Source organism: Sphingobium sp. SG1, assembly GCF_057063145.1.
Window position 1 is genome coordinate 29325 of the sequence record NZ_JBVVOJ010000021.1, and the last position, 16703, is coordinate 46027.

At 61.8% G+C, this 16703-nt stretch carries 17 protein-coding genes and 1 pseudogene; 11 read left to right on the forward strand and 7 right to left on the reverse strand.

From position 1 onward, the window contains the following. Window positions 1–23: 23 nt before the first annotated feature. From AC0KVN_RS24495 to AC0KVN_RS24505, 3 genes are read right to left on the reverse strand one after another with little or no spacing between them, the layout of a single operon-like run. Window positions 24–464 carry a hypothetical protein gene (locus AC0KVN_RS24495; RefSeq protein WP_019053940.1) on the reverse strand — a complete coding sequence of 147 codons (441 nt, stop codon included), beginning with the start codon at window positions 462–464 and terminating at the stop codon, window positions 24–26. Next, window positions 464–1189 (reverse strand): nucleotide-binding protein, encoded by a 726-nt coding sequence (locus AC0KVN_RS24500; RefSeq protein WP_006954191.1) that lies wholly within the window; start codon window positions 1187–1189, stop codon window positions 464–466. The genes AC0KVN_RS24495 and AC0KVN_RS24500 overlap by 1 nt, the downstream gene beginning before the upstream one ends. After that, window positions 1186–1566: a TraK family protein gene (locus tag AC0KVN_RS24505; protein ID WP_158636722.1), complete on the reverse strand. Its 381-nt coding sequence runs from the start codon at window positions 1564–1566 to the stop codon at window positions 1186–1188. The genes AC0KVN_RS24500 and AC0KVN_RS24505 overlap by 4 nt, the downstream gene beginning before the upstream one ends. Before the next feature lie 320 nt (window positions 1567–1886). Here AC0KVN_RS24505 and AC0KVN_RS24510 point away from each other — a divergent pair, with 320 nt between their 5' ends. The 8 genes from AC0KVN_RS24510 to AC0KVN_RS24545 are packed head-to-tail and all read left to right on the forward strand — an operon-like array spanning window position 1887 to window position 12864. Next, complete coding sequence (locus tag AC0KVN_RS24510) at window positions 1887–2273, forward strand: plasmid mobilization protein (protein WP_086485394.1); 387 nt, start codon at window positions 1887–1889, stop codon at window positions 2271–2273. A gap of 36 nt (window positions 2274–2309) precedes the next feature. After that, window positions 2310–4343 (forward strand): TraI/MobA(P) family conjugative relaxase, encoded by a 2034-nt coding sequence (gene traI, locus AC0KVN_RS24515; protein WP_483656446.1) that lies wholly within the window; start codon window positions 2310–2312, stop codon window positions 4341–4343. Further along, a complete protein-coding gene (locus AC0KVN_RS24520; RefSeq protein WP_483656447.1) occupies window positions 4312–4608 on the forward strand; it encodes a hypothetical protein in 297 nt (98 codons plus the stop codon). The genes traI and AC0KVN_RS24520 overlap by 32 nt, the downstream gene beginning before the upstream one ends. Before the next feature lie 21 nt (window positions 4609–4629). Further along, window positions 4630–6522 (forward strand): type IV secretory system conjugative DNA transfer family protein, encoded by a 1893-nt coding sequence (locus tag AC0KVN_RS24525; protein WP_086485396.1) that lies wholly within the window; start codon window positions 4630–4632, stop codon window positions 6520–6522. Then, window positions 6519–7052: a conjugative transfer signal peptidase TraF gene (gene traF / locus AC0KVN_RS24530; protein WP_054944722.1), complete on the forward strand. Its 534-nt coding sequence runs from the start codon at window positions 6519–6521 to the stop codon at window positions 7050–7052. The genes AC0KVN_RS24525 and traF overlap by 4 nt, the downstream gene beginning before the upstream one ends. Before the next feature lie 4 nt (window positions 7053–7056). Beyond that, window positions 7057–9237, forward strand: a complete 2181-nt coding sequence (locus AC0KVN_RS24535) for a DNA topoisomerase 3 (protein WP_086485397.1) — start codon at window positions 7057–7059, stop codon at window positions 9235–9237. Further along, on the forward strand, window positions 9234–9485 hold the full coding sequence (locus tag AC0KVN_RS24540) for a conjugal transfer protein (RefSeq protein ID WP_054944723.1): 252 nt from the start codon (window positions 9234–9236) through the stop codon (window positions 9483–9485). Before AC0KVN_RS24535 ends, AC0KVN_RS24540 begins: the two co-directional genes overlap by 4 nt. Window positions 9486–9504: 19 nt before the next feature. Then, window positions 9505–12864, forward strand: coding sequence for a zincin-like metallopeptidase domain-containing protein (locus AC0KVN_RS24545; protein WP_086485398.1), 3360 nt, complete (start codon window positions 9505–9507; stop codon window positions 12862–12864). A 1-nt stretch (window position 12865) separates the two neighbouring features. On the opposite strand, the gene AC0KVN_RS24550 is transcribed toward AC0KVN_RS24545, so the two are convergent. After that, window positions 12866–13267, reverse strand: coding sequence for a hypothetical protein (locus AC0KVN_RS24550; RefSeq protein WP_044663218.1), 402 nt, complete (start codon window positions 13265–13267; stop codon window positions 12866–12868). Window positions 13268–13320: 53 nt separating this feature from the next. Here AC0KVN_RS24550 and AC0KVN_RS24555 point away from each other — a divergent pair, with 53 nt between their 5' ends. Together AC0KVN_RS24555 and AC0KVN_RS24560 are read left to right on the forward strand one after the other, a co-directional pair. Then, window positions 13321–13539, forward strand: a complete 219-nt coding sequence (locus AC0KVN_RS24555) for a helix-turn-helix domain-containing protein (RefSeq protein ID WP_226998764.1) — start codon at window positions 13321–13323, stop codon at window positions 13537–13539. Window positions 13540–13685: 146 nt separating this feature from the next. Then, window positions 13686–13835, forward strand: coding sequence for a hypothetical protein (locus AC0KVN_RS24560; protein ID WP_172668332.1), 150 nt, complete (start codon window positions 13686–13688; stop codon window positions 13833–13835). A gap of 10 nt (window positions 13836–13845) precedes the next feature. Here the strand turns inward: AC0KVN_RS24560 and AC0KVN_RS24565 are convergent, their stop codons facing one another. The 3 genes from AC0KVN_RS24565 to AC0KVN_RS24575 all read right to left on the reverse strand — a co-directional run bounded on the left by AC0KVN_RS24565 (window position 13846) and on the right by AC0KVN_RS24575 (window position 16157). Continuing rightward, window positions 13846–14010, reverse strand: coding sequence for a hypothetical protein (locus tag AC0KVN_RS24565; RefSeq protein ID WP_021223002.1), 165 nt, complete (start codon window positions 14008–14010; stop codon window positions 13846–13848). Window positions 14011–14227: 217 nt separating this feature from the next. Further along, window positions 14228–14932: a DNA adenine methylase gene (locus AC0KVN_RS24570; protein ID WP_006954176.1), complete on the reverse strand. Its 705-nt coding sequence runs from the start codon at window positions 14930–14932 to the stop codon at window positions 14228–14230. 148 nt (window positions 14933–15080) lie between these two features. Further along, window positions 15081–16157, reverse strand: coding sequence for a hypothetical protein (locus AC0KVN_RS24575; protein WP_044663217.1), 1077 nt, complete (start codon window positions 16155–16157; stop codon window positions 15081–15083). 348 nt (window positions 16158–16505) lie between these two features. Between AC0KVN_RS24575 and AC0KVN_RS24580 the strand changes: the two are divergent. Further along, window positions 16506–16703: pseudogene (locus AC0KVN_RS24580) on the forward strand (IS6 family transposase); the annotation flags it as partial.

Below are 16703 nucleotides of genomic sequence, written 5' to 3' on the forward strand. Positions count from 1 at the left end.
GGGGGGAGGGGCCTTCGCTGGCGTCAATGATGGAACAGGGCAGCGGCCAACACTACCAGCGCCGCGATCAGCGTCAGGCCCGACGCTAGGAGATTGCGGTTAGCGACGGCCCGGCCATCGTTCAGGGGCTTTTGTAGCCCCGTCCCGATATGTTCTCCGACTTCCTTGATGATAGCCTTCGCTGCGGCCTCCATACGTTCATTCATGGCGGCTTCCGAGGCATCCAGCGCGGCGTTCAGCACCGATTCCGCCTTGTCGGTGATAGCAATCGACCAACGATTGCTCATGTCTTCCAGCTCGCTTTTGAACGCCTTTAGTTGCTCCTCCTGCGCATCGGCGCTTTCGCCCAGCAACATCGCGTTGATGGTTTGCAGGATCATCAAGGGATCATCGGCGGACAGCGTGACCCCGTGCTGGCGCGAGATTTCCGCGATCAGCGCCGCGATTTTTTCGTGATCGGCCATTACACGACCTTAGCCTTGTCGAGTTCAGCAAAGACCGCATCACGAACGCGGCCGAGGCGGTGACGCTGCATCAGGGCTATGTCGCCATCGGCAAGCGTTTCCTCAAAAGTCTTGCGCGCGGCCAGCATGTCCCGAACGTCCGCCCCGAAGGTTTCCTTTCTCAGATCGGGGAGGGTGACGATCGCGGCGACCCGATCCTTTAGCTCCCGGTAGGCTTTGAGCTGTTCAAAACTCTTACCCTCTGCCTCGACAGGCCCATGATAGGGGTTGAGCCACACGACGATTGCAGCCGGATCGGGGAAGGCTTCGGCTACCGAGGCGAAGCCTTGAAGCGTGTCGATCAGCGATTGCCCGCCTACGATAATGGTATGCAGGACGAGCTTATGGCCCAGATCGGCAATCACGTCAGGCGCACCGTTGTCGAACATATAGGAGGATAGGGCGCTGTAGCTGCTCGCGCCGCTGTCAATGACCACCGATTCCTTGGAACCGGCGATCATTTCCATCATGGCGTCGAATTTGCGCGGGTTTATGTCGCCGTTTTCCAGCAGCTCGACCTTGGACACGTTGAGGGACTGAAACCCGGCAAGGGTGGCGTTGATCGGATCGGTATCAATGCAGAGCGGGCTTTCGCCTCGCTTGGTCAGATATTGGGCCAGCATCGAGGCGGCGAGCGACTTGCCCACACCTCCCTTGCCCTGCAAAACTATGTGGACGTTGCTCATACCAAATCCTCTTTGTTCGGAGTGGCCGGGTGATTGAAGCGCGCCGGTTTGGGCCGGGGCGGCGGATCAGCTTCGGCCGAGGCCGTTGCTGATCGGGAAGGGGAGGGGGGCGCTGGCGATGCCTTGGGCGGTTCCCCGGTAGCTGGCGCGCGATACCGGCGAACGTATTTGGCGAACCACGCATAGCCGAAGCTAATGCGGCCTTCCTCCGTCAGCAGCTCCCATATGCCGCGCACCGGCCATCCTTCCGCAAGGGCTGCATCTATGTCCGATCGAGCGGCGAGGAATTGCGCGAGGTTCCGGTTTTTGCCCCCCGGCTCCCGTGAGGCCGCCCGTTCGCGCAATCGCTCCGTGAAGGATTTCCCGCTGTCTGTCATTTCCACCTACGATATTTTTCGGCGCATAATCGGCTATAATGCGTTCATAAACCGGCCACGAACCGATGAACTCCCGCTATATCGTATTTTTCTGCCAGATTAGGCCGTGTGGCGCTAGATATTTTCGGGGGTGAACGATATATGATCGTTCCAGCAACAGTTTCTATTTGGCGTCTAAACGTCGAAGACGGGGCAAGATAGGTGATGGAGGCATCCACGCAAGCGCGGACACCCCCATCACTCCCCTTATTCGCGCCGGGGGCGCTCAACGGGATTCTTGCTCTGCGAGGCCGCCGCTACCGCAGCGAAGGGAAGGTGATTTGAACGACAGACCCAAGGCGAAGCGCGAGCGGCACCACATCAAGATATGGTGCAGCGCCGAGGACAAGGCGACGATTGAAGCCGCCGCACAGGCCAGCGGGTTGAGCGCGTCGGCCTATTTGCGTGTGCTTGGGTTGGGGCATCAGCCGCGCCCCATAATCGACATAGAACAGGGGCGTGAGTTGGTGCGCGTCAATGGCGACCTTGGCCGTCTTGGCGGCCTGTTGAAGCTATGGCTTACCGACGACGCCAAGTTGGAGGAAATGGCCCCCGAACGGATGCCGGTCGTCATTCGGGGCGTGCTGTCCAAGATTGAGGCCAATCAGGAGGAGCTGGCCGGGATCATCCGAAAGGTCTTGCGGTCCCGGCAAGATTTTAGCGGCTAAAAAAGGGCCGCGCGGATGATTGCAAAACACGTCCCCATGAAGGCGACCGCAAAGAGCGATTTCGGCGGGTTGGTGCGATACATCACCAGCGCGCAGGGGCGTGATGAGCGCGTGGGCGTGGTGACTGTCACCAACTGCCGAGGCGAGACGCCAGAAGATGCCGCACAGGACGTTATGCTTGTCCAATCGGCCAATCAGCGGGCGGCTTCGGACAAGACATATCACCTCATAATTTCGTTTCCTCCCGGCGAGAGTCCGAGCGCGGAAGCCTTGCGCGATATTGAGGAGACGATTTGCGCGGGGCTGGGCTTTGCCGAGCATCAGCGGATCAGCGCCGTTCATCACGACACCGACCACACGCATATTCATCTGGCGATCAACAAGATTCATCCGACCCGCCACACGATCCATACGCCCTTGCGGGATTATCGGACGCTTGCCGAGCTATGCGAGCTGCTAGAGGTCCGTCACGGTTTGGAGCGCGTCAACCACAACGCCCACCAGCGCGGCGGGGAAAACCGCGCGAAGGACATGGAGCAGATCGCGGGCACGGAGAGCCTGATAGGCTGGGCGCAGCGGAATTGCGCCGAACCCTTGAAGGCCGCCGCGAGCTGGACCGAGTTGCACCAGATCGCGGCCGACTTCGGCCTGTCCGTGCAGGCGCGCGGCAACGGCCTGATATTCGCTGCGATGGACGGAACGACCGTAAAGGCCAGTTCCATCGCGCGCGAGCTGTCAAAAGGGGCGTTAGAGAAACGCTTGGGAGCCTTCCAGAGCGCGCGGGGAGGGGAGGGGGCACCGAAAGCCCGACAGACCTATGAAAAGCGCCCCGTGCCCTCCCGTATCGACACCAGCGGCCTATTTGCTGCCTACCGCGCCCAGCAGGGCACGCGCGCCACGCGCCGAAAGGTCGAGCTGGCCGAGGCCGCAGCCAAGCGCCGCGCGGCCATTGAACAGGTGAAGCGCATCGGGAGGACGAAGCGGGCGGCGATAAAGCTGCTAGGTGGCGGCCCGGCTGTTAAGCGCCTCAATTACGCACTGGCGGCCCGGTCCACCAAGGCCGCGATTGCGAAGATTGTTGCCGCCCACGGGCGGGAACGGGAGCGCATCGCGTCTCGTAATTCCCGGCGCGGGTGGAATGACTGGCTACAGGAGCAGGCCAAGGCGGGCGACCGCACCGCCCTTGAGGCCCTGCGCGCGCGGGAGGGACGGCGCACCGCTCCCAAGGATGCGCTGCACATTGCGGCGATGCCGAGCGCAGCACACCCCGCAGCGATCCGGCAAGACCACATCACGAAACGCGGGACGATCATCTATCGCACCGCCAATGCAGCGGTGCGCGATGATGGCCAGCGCCTGCATGTATCGCGCGGGGCGCAGATCGAGGGCGTTGTTGCCGCCTTGCGGCTTGCGCACGAACGCTATGGCGACAGGCTGGCGATCAGCGGCAGCGATCAATTCAAGGCCCTTGTGGTGGAAGCCGCCGCCCGATCGGCCATGCCCATCACATTTGCGGACCCCGATCTAGAGGCCCGGCGTCAAAATATCAGGCAAGAGGAGCGCGCGCGTGACAGACAAATCGTTGGACGAGGAGATAGAGGCGGCGCTGGCGTTGCTGGGCGAAACGCCGTCAATGACGCTGGACGAGACGCCAGCACCACAGCACCAGGTCGAAACGGGACATTCCGACCCGGAGCCGTCAGCGCCGGAGGAACCGACGCCGGAACCGGCCTTGCAAGCGGAGGAGCCAGCAGCGCCGCCATTCGAGCTGGCCCCGCACAGCCCGCCAGAAATGGACATTCTAGCGCCGGAGGAGCCGAGGCCCCCAGCGAGCGCGCCGTTAAGCCCAACATTGGCCGCGTTGGACGAGAGCCGCCGCCCGAAAGCCGAGGTAGTTTGCGCGACCTGTCCCAACTCGGTGTGGTTCAGCACGCCGAGCGAGGTCGCTTGCTATTGCCGCGTGATGTTCATTCAGACGTGGACGACCAAAAAGCCCCGGCCAGATCGTCTTGTGCGACGGGACGACGATCGGCCGCGAGTGAGCGACGATCAGGCCAGCGCAGCGGATAAATACATTGCGGAACGCAATGCGAAGCGTCACATTGGAATGGATATACCGGCGCATCGGCTGTTCACTGGCGATCATGGGCCGCTGATTTACGCCGGGACGCGACAAATCGAAGGGCAGAAATTGATACTCCTAAGAGATGGCGCTGACATGCTTGTGCTGCCCGTGGACGCGCGCAGCGCCGCCCGCGCGGGCAAGCTGGCGATTGGCGAGCCGATCGAGATTGCCAGCAACGGCACCGTCAAAAGCAAGGGGCGCGGCCGGTAACGGCCGCGAGAAGGGCAAAGCATGGCAAAGAAGCGCAATACAGCCATCGGGCCGCAAGTGCGGGAGCGCGGAAGCAAGGGCGATAATCGCCCGTTGCTGGCGGCCCTTGTGGCCGGTTCCGCCCTTGGAGGCTTATGGAGCGCAACGCAGATGTTCGCGCACCAGATGGCCTATCAGGCTACCTTGGGGCCGAACGCGGGCCATATCTATGCCCCGTGGCGTTTCCTGCAATGGTTCAGCAAATGGAGCGAGGTTCCGGCGCTGAAACCCGCCTTCGGGCAAGCCGTGGGCGTGGGCACCGTGGTTTTCGGCGTGGGCGTCCTGATAACCGCTGCTGTCAAACTGGCGAAATCGAACGCCGGGAAGGGCAATGCCTATCTGCATGGATCGGCCCGCTGGGCCGACATGGAGGACATTCGCGCGGCCAGCCTCGTTGAAAATGATGGGGTCTATATTGGCGCATATCAGGAGAAGAACGGGAAGACGGTCTATCTACGCCATTCCGGCCCGGAGCATTGCCTAACCTATGCCCCGACCCGATCGGGGAAGGGCGTGGGCCTTGTCATCCCGACGCTGCTTTCGTGGCCGCATAGCGCCGTCATCACCGATTTGAAGGGCGAGCTATGGGCGTTGACCGCCGGTTGGAGGAAGCAGCACGCCAACCAGATCGTCATGCGATTTGAACCGGCCAGCTCCCGCGGCTCCGCCCACTGGAACCCGCTGGACGAAATCAGGGTAGGGACTGACAACGAAGTCGCAGACGTTCAGAATCTCGCTACGCTGATAGTGGACCCGGACGGGAAGGGGGTCGAAAGCCATTGGCAAAAGACCTCGCGGGCGCTTCTGGTAGGCGTGATCCTGCATGTCATCTACAAAGCCAAGCATGGCGGCAACGCGGCGACCTTGGCCGAAGTGGATGCCGTATTGGCCGATCCGGTTCGGCCCGCGCAGGAGGTTTGGGAGGAAATGCTTACGTTCGGCCATTTGCCGGGCGGCAAAAATCATCCCGTTGTCGGCAAAGCCGCGCGCGCCCAGCTCAATCGCCCCGATGATGAGGGCGGATCGGTTCTATCGACCGCGCAGAGCTATCTAGAATTATATCAAGACCCGGTTGTGGCCTCCAATACCGCGACTTCCGATTTCCTCATTCGTGACCTGATGAACAGCGAGAGGCCGGTTAGCCTCTACATCATCACCCAGCCCACCGATAAGGACCGGCTCCGCCCGCTTGTCCGCGTCATGCTCAACATGATGGTGCGTATCCTTGCGCCCAAGCAGGAGTTCGAGGAGGGCCGGGTAGTTCAGAGCTACAAGCACCGCGCCCTGTTTATGATTGATGAGTTTCCCAGCCTTGGGAAACTTGGAATCATTCAGGAGTCCTTGGCGTTCGCCGCAGGCTACGGCCTGAAATTCTATCTCATTTGTCAGGACACCAACCAGCTTAGGAGCCGGGAAACCGGCTATGGGCCGGATGAGCTGATAACCTCCAACGCTCATATCCAGAACGCCTATCCGCCCAACCGTGTTGAGACGGCCGAGCATCTTTCCAAACTCACCGGGCAGACCACCGTTCTTAAAGAGCAAATCACCAAAAGCACCGGACGCGGGGGCGGGGGTTTCTTTGGTGGCACCGTGTCCAAGACCGTGCAGGAAACCCAGCGCCCGCTTTTGACGCCTGATGAGTGTATGAGGATGCCGGGGCCGAAGAAGACCCCGGACGGAGATATTTCCGAAGCGGGCGACATGCTGATTTATGTCGCAGGCTATCCCATGATCTATGGCCGTCAGCCCCTCTATTTCCAAGACCCGACCTTTAGTGCCCGCGCCAAGATTCCCGCGCCGGATCGGAGCGACACGATCAGGGGCAATCACGCGCCGAAGCCGCCCGAAGGGGGCCGGAGGATCAAACTATGAAGCGGCCGAGCTTCGCCAAGGTCAGCCGCTATGCGGTTTGTGGCGTGGCGGGGGCCATGATCGCCATGCTTGGCGCGAAGGCGGCGGGCCTTCGCTTCAACGCTACGCCGAGCATCCCGGTAGGCGTCTATCGGGCGACGGGCGGGACCGCGCAAAAGGGCGATCTTGTGGCGTTCTGTCCGCCCGCAGCGCCGCCCTTTTTGGAGGCGTTGCGTAGGCGCTACATCGAACCCGGCGACTGCCCCAGCGGAAGCTATGAAATGATGAAGCGGATTTTAGCCGCTAAAGGCGACCGCGTTGAGATTGGCGGGCAGGGCGTGCGGATCAACGGCCGCCTTGTCCCCGACAGCGCCCCGCAGCTTGCCGATGGGGCAGGGCGGGCCTTGCCCCGGCTCAATGCCGCTTGGACGCTAGGCGATGGGGAAATCCTTGTCCTTGGCGACAGCGCGGCCTCTTTCGACGGCCGCTATTTCGGGCCGATCAGCGCGCGGCAAGTGACCGCCTCCATCAAACCCGTAGTGACGTGGTGATGGCATGAGCGGAGAGATCATCGTCATTGCCGAAAAGCCCGAACTCGCGCGGGCCATTGCCGAGGGCCTTGGAGGAGGGGCGCGACAAGACGGCTTCATAGATTGCGGCCGTCATTATGTGACGTGGGCGATTGGCCACATGCTTGAGCTAGTGGACCCGCAAGACCCGTGGAACATGGCGGCGCTGCCGATCAGCTTCATCCCGTGGGAAAAGCGGCCCGTTGCCAAGACGAGCGCCCAGCTCTGCACGATCGGCAAACTCCTCAAATCGGCGCGGAGCGTCATTCACGCGGGCGACCCCGACGATGAGGGCCAGCTTATCGTTGACGAGATTCTGCAATGGGCCGGAAGCCGGTTGCCGGTCCAACGCCTGCTAATCAATGACAACAATCTAAAGGTTGTGCAGCGGGCCTTGGCCTCCATGCGGGATAACCGCGAATATGCCGGGTTATCCGCGTCGGCCGAGGCGCGCAGCGTGGGCGATTTGCTCTATGGCGTGAACATGACCCGCGCCTATACCCTCGCGGCGCAGGCGCGGGGGTTTCAGGGCGTTCTTAGTGTCGGTCGCGTGCAGACCCCAATCTTGGGCCTTGTCGTCCGCCGCGACCGCGATTTTGAGGCCCACACCAAGAGCCATTACTACACGGTATCGGGGCAGTTCAGTTTCGCCGGGCAGACCTTCCCCGCGCGTTACCAGATCGGGGAGGGCGACCCTGTTGATGAGCAGCGCCGCTTGATCGACCGCAATTTCGCGACGGCCGTAGCCGGGGCGGTGCAGGGGCAACCGGCTCGCATCGCCAGCGCCAAAACCACCGCGAAAGAGGCAGCGCCGCCGCTGCCCTACAATCTCTTGAAGCTGCAAACCGATGCCGCGCGGAAATTCGGCTACAAGCCCAATCAGGTGAAGGACATTACGCAGGCGTTGCGGGAGAAGCATCGCCTTATCACCTACAACCGCAGCGACAGCGAATATTTGAGCGATGAGCAGCACGCCGACGCCCCCGGCGTGCTGGCGGCCGTCGCCGCGACGGTCCCGATGCTGGCAGCGATCGCGCAGCGCGCGGACCCGTCGATAAAAAGCCGGGCCTTCAACTCGCAGAAGGTTTCCGCGCATCACGCCATCATTCCGACCGAAGCCACGGCCGACTTTGCCGCGCTGACAGAGCCGGAGCAGCGTATCTATATGCTGATCGCGCGCGCCTATGTCGCGCAGTTCTGGCCCGCGAACCAATATGACCAGACCGAAATCGAGATAGAGGTTGCGGGCCACGCCTTTTCCGCGCGGGGCAAGGTTGTGACCAAGCCGGGTTGGACGGTCCTCTATAAGAACGATGTAGGCAATGAGGATATTGCCGAGGACGAGGACACCCTTTCGGCCGACTTGCGTTCGATCGCGTCGGGCATGGCCGGGCAATGCCTTTCGGCCAGCGCCGACCAGCAGGAAACCAAGCCCAAGCCGCTCTATACGATGGCCACGCTTTTGACCGACCTAACGCGGGTGGCGAAATATGTTCGGGACGAGCGGCTTAGGAAACTCCTGATCGAGAAGGACAAGGGGAAGGCGGGTGAGCATGGCGGAATTGGAACCCCGGCGACCCGCGACAGCATCATAGCCACGCTTTTCGATCGCGGGTTTTTGGTCGAGAAGGGCAAGAATATCGTCAGTTCCCCGCAGGCGCGTGCCTTCTATGACGCCTTGCCCGATCAGGCGAAGTTCCCTGACATGACCGCCATTTGGCACGAACAGCAGCGCGCGATTGCCGAGGGCAAGAGCGATACCATGACATTCGTTCGCGGACTGGCCGATTATGTCGGCCGCGAGGTCGCACGGGTGAAAGAGCAGGGCCTTGCCATAGCGATCGACGCGCCGCCTTGCCCGTCATGTTCCAAGCCGCTGCGCCGGATCAAAGGGAGCAAGGGCTATTTTTGGTCCTGCACCGGCTATGCCGACGGCTGCAAATTCACCGCCAACGACAAGGCGGGCAAGCCGGAGCTGGCGAAGGCTCCCGCGCCCGTGCCGTCGCAGCAGCACAAATGCCAAGCGTGCGGCGCTGGCCTAGTGCGGCGTCCTTCCGCGAAAAAGAAGGGGGCCTTCTGGTGGAGTTGCAGCGCCTATCCCGGCTGCAAGCAGACCTATTTCGACAACAAGGGACAGCCCGATTTCAGCAAAGGAGAACGAGCATGACGGATCAGCCCAAGGCGCAGGACGCGCCCACCCTTGACGAGCTGGTGGCGCGCAAACTTGCCGACGCCGAGATTCCCGGCGCGGTTGTCGAGTTCGACCCGGAGGAAGCAGAGCGGGCAGGGGCCTTTGTCGAGGACGCCATGAGCGAGGCCGACGCGCGCGAGGCCGAGGAAGGGCTTGATGGTGACGCGGCACCGATCGCCACGGAACGCGGCGAATTGATCGCGGCAGCGCGCAACGCGAATTGATCTAGGGGAGGGCGAGGACATGGCCGAGGAGAAGAAGCCCTTTCACCAGCGGGTTGCCGACAAGCTGATAGAGCAGTTGAAGCAGGGCACCGCCCCTTGGCAGAAGCCTTGGGAGACAACCGGCAGCAGCGGATTGCCGTTCAATCCAACGACCGGGAAACGCTATCGCGGCGTCAATGTCCTCAATCTCATGTCCGAGGGCCGGGTTGATAATCGCTGGCTGACCTACAAGCAGGCCGCCGCCCAAGGCGCACAGGTGCGGAAGGGCGAGAAAGGCTCCCTTGTCCAATACTGGCAGTTCGAGGAGGAACGGGTAGTTCGGGACGAGAGCGGTAAGCCCGTGCTGGACGCCGAGGGCCGCCAGAGGAAAGAGAAGGTCGAGCTTGAGCGGCCCCGCGCATTTTATGCCGTGGTGTTCAACGCCGAGCAGATCGACGGGCTTCCACCTATCGCCACCACTACGCATGAGTGGAATCCGGTGGACCGGGCCGAGGCCATCTTGCAGGCGTCGGGCGCGAAAATCACCGAAGAAGCGGGCGACCGCGCCTTTTACCGGCCTTCGACCGACAGCATCACCTTGCCGTTGCGCAGCCAGTTTCCGAGCGCGGATCGCTTCTACGCCACGGCGCTGCACGAGCTGGGGCACTGGACCGGCCACCCCAACCGCCTTGACCGGGATTTGGCGCACCCGTTCGGTTCGGAAGGCTATGCCCGCGAAGAATTGCGAGCCGAGATTGCGAGCCTCATAACCGGGCAGGAATTGCAGATCGGCCACGACCCGGAGCAGCACGCGGCCTATGTCGGATCATGGATCAAAGTCCTTGAGGAAGACCCGCTTGAGATTGTCCGCGCCGCATCGGACGCCGAGAAGATTCACACCTATGTTCTGGCGCTGGAACAAAAGCTGATTCAGCAGGTCGAGCAGGCGCAGGACCATACGCGATATTTCGTCAGCAATGAGAATACGCTTTGCTATCAGCAGCCGGGCATGACGATGCTTGGCGTCCTCGCCAGCAATATAGACGGGCGCAACCCGATTAACGGGCCATTCTATGCCAGTCCGCTAGATCAAATCCGGCCTGCTACGCGCGAGGATTTTGATAGGTTCCGCGTGACTTTGCCGCCAGACTTCCAGCAGGCACCGGAGCAGCGCCAGAATGATCTTGATGAGGGCGATCGGCTTGCGGTCGCGGCCGTGGCCGAGACGGTTCAAGCCTATGAGGAGTGGCAGAACGGCCCCCATTTCGATGGGAACGAGGAAGCGGACCTAGTAATATCCGATGACCTCAACATGGAGCTGGACGATCGTATCAAGGCCGCCTTCGCCAGACCGGCGCTTGCAGCGGCGCTTAATGATTCCGGGTTTACGGTCGAGCGGCTGACAGACCATAGCGGCGACAGATGGGCCGCCGCAGCCGGGGCCGTTGCCGCCATAGGCGATTCTATACCGGACCCGCAGCAGCACTATTCCGACCGCACTTTGCACGCGCTGATCGACAAGCACGGTTGGGAGCCGGTTGATAGTGGCGGGCCGATGCACACCGTTCGACGGCAATTTGAGGGCGTCGGGCCGATCGGCACGATGATAACCCCGAACGGCGAGCGAAACCTTATGGCGGGCTATTCCGCCGATAGCGAGCGCCGCCGCTATATCGCCTTGTCCCTTGGGCCGAACCAGATCAGCGATTTTGATGGCCGCGACCAGAACCCGGAGGAGATTGCCCGCCTTATCAATTTGAAGGCGGAGCAATATGCCGATGAGCGCCGCGAGCGGCAGGGCTTGGCCCCGCTTTATGCGGTCAATTCGCCATCCTTGGACATTGACGCGACTGACCACCGGGACGCCGCGCCAGCGCCTTCCACCCGCACATATCTTGCGGTCCCCTATCGGGAGAAGGACGAGGCGAAAGCCTTGGGCGCAAAGTGGGATAAGGCCGAAAAATCATGGTATGTCCCGGCAGGCGCTAATGTCGAGCCGTTCCAGAAATGGCTTTCAAGCGCCGTAGAGGCACCCGCAGAAGATATAGGCCAATCGCTCCCCGGCGAGCGCGCGCAGCGCCCCACGGCCCCGGAGCAGCCGCAGGAAGGGCATACGATGAAGGAAACCCCGCGACAGACGCGCGAATATCTGGCGGTGCCTTATGGCGAACGAACCCTTGCCAAAGCCAACGGCGCGAAATGGGATGCCGCGCGCAAGAGCTGGTATGCGCCGGAGGGCGCAGACCCGGAGAAGCTGGCGCGCTGGAAAATAGACAATCAGCCGCGCCAGCAGGAGGCGAAAAGCCCGGAGGTCGAGTTTGCCGACGCCATGAAATCCCTTGGCCTTGAGGTTCCCGCAGGGCACCCGATGATGGACGGGAAGACCCACCGCGTTCCCGCAGCGGGGGACGGCAAAGGCGAGGCGGCGGGCTTCTACGTCGCGTTCACCGATGGCCACCCCGCAGGCTATATCAAGAACAACCGTTCAGGGCTGGATATGCGCTGGAAAAGCACCGGCTACACCTTGAGCGAGGAGGAGAAGGCCCGCTTGAACGCCGAGGCGGCCACCAAGCGCGAGGAGCGCGATCGGGAACGGACGGCGACATATGACGCGACGGCCGAGCGCGTGCAGCAGCGCGCCGCGCAATGCCGTCAGATCGAGCAGGCAACGCCCTACATGGAGAGGAAGGGCATTGCGCCGACGATCGGCGCGCTCGCCAGCGCCAGCGATAATACAATCCACCTTCCGGCGATCGACACCAGCGGCAAGCACTGGACGACGCAATATATTCAGGAAGACGGCACGAAGCGTTTTGCGAAGGAGAGCCACAAGGAAAGCTGTTTCCATGTGGTCAACGGGGGCGTGACGCCGCAGGCCGCACTAGCCGCGCTCGACAAGGCCCCGCGCATTATGATTGGCGAAGGCTACGCGACGATGGCGACCGTCTCTAGCGTGGTGGACCATGCGACCGTCGCGGCGTTCGATTCCGGCAACCTTCCCGCCGTCGCAGCCGCGTTGCGCGAGCGTTACCCCGACAAGCCGATTTTCATCATGGGCGAGGACGATCAGCGCGTCTTGGAGAAATTCGGCTACAATCCCGGCAAGGAGAAGGCGACCCAAGCGGCGCAGGCCGTGAACGGCGTTCCGGTCTTCCCGACCTTCGCTCCCGGCGAGCAGCAGGCCGACCCGGCACGCTTCACCGACTTCAACGACTTGCAGCAGAACAGCCGCTTGGGCCGTGAAGGCGTGGTGCGCCAGATCAGGGCGGCGATCGAGAACCCGCGTCAGCAGGAGCGGGAGGCTCCCCGGATCGAGCTGGACGACGAACGCGAAAGGAAGCGTTCCGGGCCGGTTATCGGAGACGATCGACCGGCCCAGCGCCGCAGCGTTCGACGCTAGATCAAGCGGAAACCAGCTTCCTAGAATAGTCGAGGGAACGGAGCGCGGTTTTGAGATGGAAGGCGGTTATGTCGTCGTCCATCTCCACCGCGATAACGAGGCTTTCCCGCGCGAGGTCTATAGCGTGGAGGAGGCCGCGATATTGTTCATCGCTCAGGTCCGTGTCTCGCATTGTTCTCGCAGTTCGCGGGGCCTCCGCTTCATCCACGGTCAGGGTGACAGGCTCCCGATCGTCATGGCCTTCGGCCTCTAGCTCGCTAATGTAATGCAGCGAATGGAGCGCGTGTTTCAGTTGAAAGGCTGATAGATCGTCGCCCAGCTCCGCCGCGATAGCGAGGCTTTCGCGCGTGAGGGCTATAGCATGTTGGAGGCGGTGATATTGTTCGTCGTTCAAGTCCATCATCACCCGACTCCGAAGCAGGTTCCAGAATGGCAATATACCTACGTTTGGACGATATGGCGCACCCGTTGAGCAAATTATTCGGGAAGCGGTTGAGGGCGCGGAGGCAGGCCCTCAAAATGTCGCAAGCGATGCTGCATGAGCAAACCGGCGTCACGGCCTCCTACATTTCGTTTATCGAGAACGGGAAGGCCAATCCGACCTTGGATGTTATGGCGCAGCTCGCGGACGCGATCGGTTGCCCTGTCTCGGAAATGTTGGCCGCTGAAGCATAGTCGCCGCTGTCTATGCGCTGCAGCATAGCCGCCCGCGTCTATGTCGCCGGTGGCATAGACGTTCCCGTCTATGATGCTGGCCGGTGAAGCCCCTTGCTGGCTTAGGAGGTTGCAGCATCGAGCCGGAGCCGTAATCATCCGGTGCCATGAAGGACTGGCCCGATCCGAACGACGATTCCGGCAGCGACTTGCTTATCCACATCGAGTTTTGGGGATTGCTGGCGCTTACCGGGCTTGCCTTCCTCGCGGGCGTTGGGCCGCCGATCGTCCGCTTTGTCCGTTCAGTCATCGGATAGGCGCGCACGCCTATGATGCTGTCCCGTGGCGGGGAACAATGTAGGCCCATATGCCGCCTTGGCTCGCCCACTCTGGATGCCGATAGTTATAGGCCATCATGGCGAGCGTGAACAGCAGCAGCAGAAGCGCCGACAAATCGCCGCGCGAAAAGGGCCTGTTGTTATCGCCGTTCATCGCCTCTTTTGACACAGGAGCGGTAATCGGACCCTTGCCCGCCTTGGTTAAATGTTGGTGGACGAGCTGGCGGCGCAGAAAGATGGACCCGACAGCTAATGCAGCCGGGTCCAGTGAAAGAACCTAAATGATCGAGAAAGGTTCTTCGGGTCGCAGGGCTGATCTAGGATGCTTTGGTTAATCATTTCACAACGGCAACGAGTGCGGCGCTGGCCTGCTATGAGTCCACTTCCAGCAGCGCGGCGAGGATCGCAATTCGCTCGCCCGCAGGCAGCTCGCTAAACATGCGTTTCCAACGTGCCGCCTTGCGCTTGATCCTCTGGCGATCGGTGAAATCCACCCCGGCATGGGTGGCCCAATGCGCCGCGTCGGGCGCATAGTTCATCCATAGACATTCGGTGCGCGGCCCGCCTCGCGTCATGGCCTGATAGGACAGGACGCGCCAGCGCGGCGCGGGCAGCAGTTCGCTATACAGGGACGAGGGATAGCCTGAAATCATCACCGAGGCGGGCAGCGCATCGAGGACGGCCAGCAGTTCCCTATGGTCCGCTTCCGTATAGTCATAGCGGTAGCGCGTGCCCGGATGGGAGCGCGTGGCGAGGACATAGGGCGGATCAGCATAGATCAGCACGCGCCCAGCGGCCGAAAAGTCGAAATCGCGCAGGAAGGCGAGGCAATCGACGTTGTAGGTTTCGACGGCCGCGCCATCGAACGCGCTCGATTCCTCTGCCGCGATCGAGCCGAAGCACTCAAAGGTAGCCGGATCAATTTCGAGGCCGATCGAGCGGGCAGCGGGAGGCTTGCGCCGGAGGACGATGCCGGAGCCTAGATGCGTCTCAATGTAGGTATCGTGCGGCGGCATATTGGCAATCACAGCCTGATATGCGCCCGAAACCTGTTTCGAGCCGAGATAGCCGGTCATGGCACCTACTGGAAAAGAAGGGGCAGGCGGGGGAAGCGTCCCCCTGCGATCGGGCCGCCCAGCGTCCCGATCGACCCCCACAGCAAGGGGCCAGCCCCTCGCAACGCTCCCCGGCTAACACCAAGCGGAAGGTTAGGGCTGGGGGCGTTCATCTGGAACGCCGAGGCGACGGCGGCTTAGGCAGGCCGTGGCCGATTTCGTTGGATTTGGTTTTGCCGTCGCTTTCGCTCTGGCCTGTCTTGAGGGCGTCGGAGAGTCCGGCGAGCGAGCTTCCCCGTGCCGCGTTCAGGAGAGACGTTCGGCCACTTTCCGGCGTAGCTTTTCGTCCGTCGCCATGTGCGAGGCTCCCACCAACATCAGGGCCTCCAATCGCGTAAAGTTGCCCGTGGGGAGACTGTCCTTTGAATTGGAGGGCGCAATCTGCGCTGACGCGGCCGAGTTGGTTGAGCCGGTCGAACTCTCTTTCAAGCCTTTCTTGGACAGGTCCATTTTCCAATTCCTTCCGCCAGATATTTACACCGTCCATGCCTTCTAGGCGATGAACATTCGCACGATCGCGCACGTCATGGACCGCAACCGAAATCTGATCGCCAAAGCGACCTAGAAGGGCCTCTAGGCCGTCAGGCGTGCCCTCCTGAATACGCACCATCACGGCCGCGCTCGCACCCCGGCCCAGCTCCTCAAAGCGTTGGAACGTGTGCGCAAGCGCCTCCTCTGGCCGAGGCAGCACCGCTATTACCCCGACCCTGCATCCGGCGCTCAATGCCTGTTCGACCTTGGCGATGCTCGCTTGCGGATCGACAAGCTGGCCCTCAAAGATCGCGCGCACGTCACGGCCGAGCCGGTTTCCTTCATGCAGCGCCGCATACTGGATTTCAGAGGTTTTCCCGGCCCCCGGCATCCCGGTTACGAACAGCACCAGGTTGCGGGCCGGATCGGAGCTATCGGCCACTACGCGCCGGTATTGTTCGGCCGCCAGAACGGCCGCGGCATTGTGGACGGGCGCGTTGTATCGGCCGCGGGCCTCTCTTGAGGCGGTATATTCGGGAAGCAGCTCTTTCATGGCGTCCGCACAGACGTAGCGCCCCCCGAAAGTGCCGGGTCGGGCCGCATAGTCCGTCAGGAACCGTTCGGGCGCAGCTTGCACGGCATCGACCACGCGCCGTTGCACGTCCGCGCGATCGGCGTCCGCGAACTCCAATACCCTGATAGGTTCCAATGCCATCCCGCTTCCTCTGTCAGATCCGGCATAGACGTAGGCGTCTATGAGAACCAGAACTATTTGTTGGAGCGTGGTCTAGCACGAATATAAGAAAGCCCGACACAGGGCCGGGCTTTCGCACTTTCGGACACAACGGCGGGTTGTGCGCGACCCGAAAGCAGAGTTGTTGCAGAACCGTATCGGGCAGGCACGGCGCTGGCAAGGCGAAGGAGCTGCGCCCGCGCGATATGCCCAGCCTTTATCGTCGGCAGGCTGTTAATCATGGTGTGCAACGGAAACTTACCATTCATGGCTCTGTTGCAAAAATCGTGAAGCTTGAGCATGCTTGGCGGAGATTGGACGGACGGAACGATGACGGATTTCAAGTGGCGCCATTTCCAGGGTGATGTGATCCTGTGGGCGGTGCGCTGGTATTGTCGCTATCCGATCAGCTATCGCGACCTTGAGGAAATGCTGGCGGAACGCGGCATTTCGGTCGACCATACGACGATCTATCGCTGGGTCCAGTGCTACGCCCCGGAGATGGAGAAGCGGCTGCGCTGGTTCTGG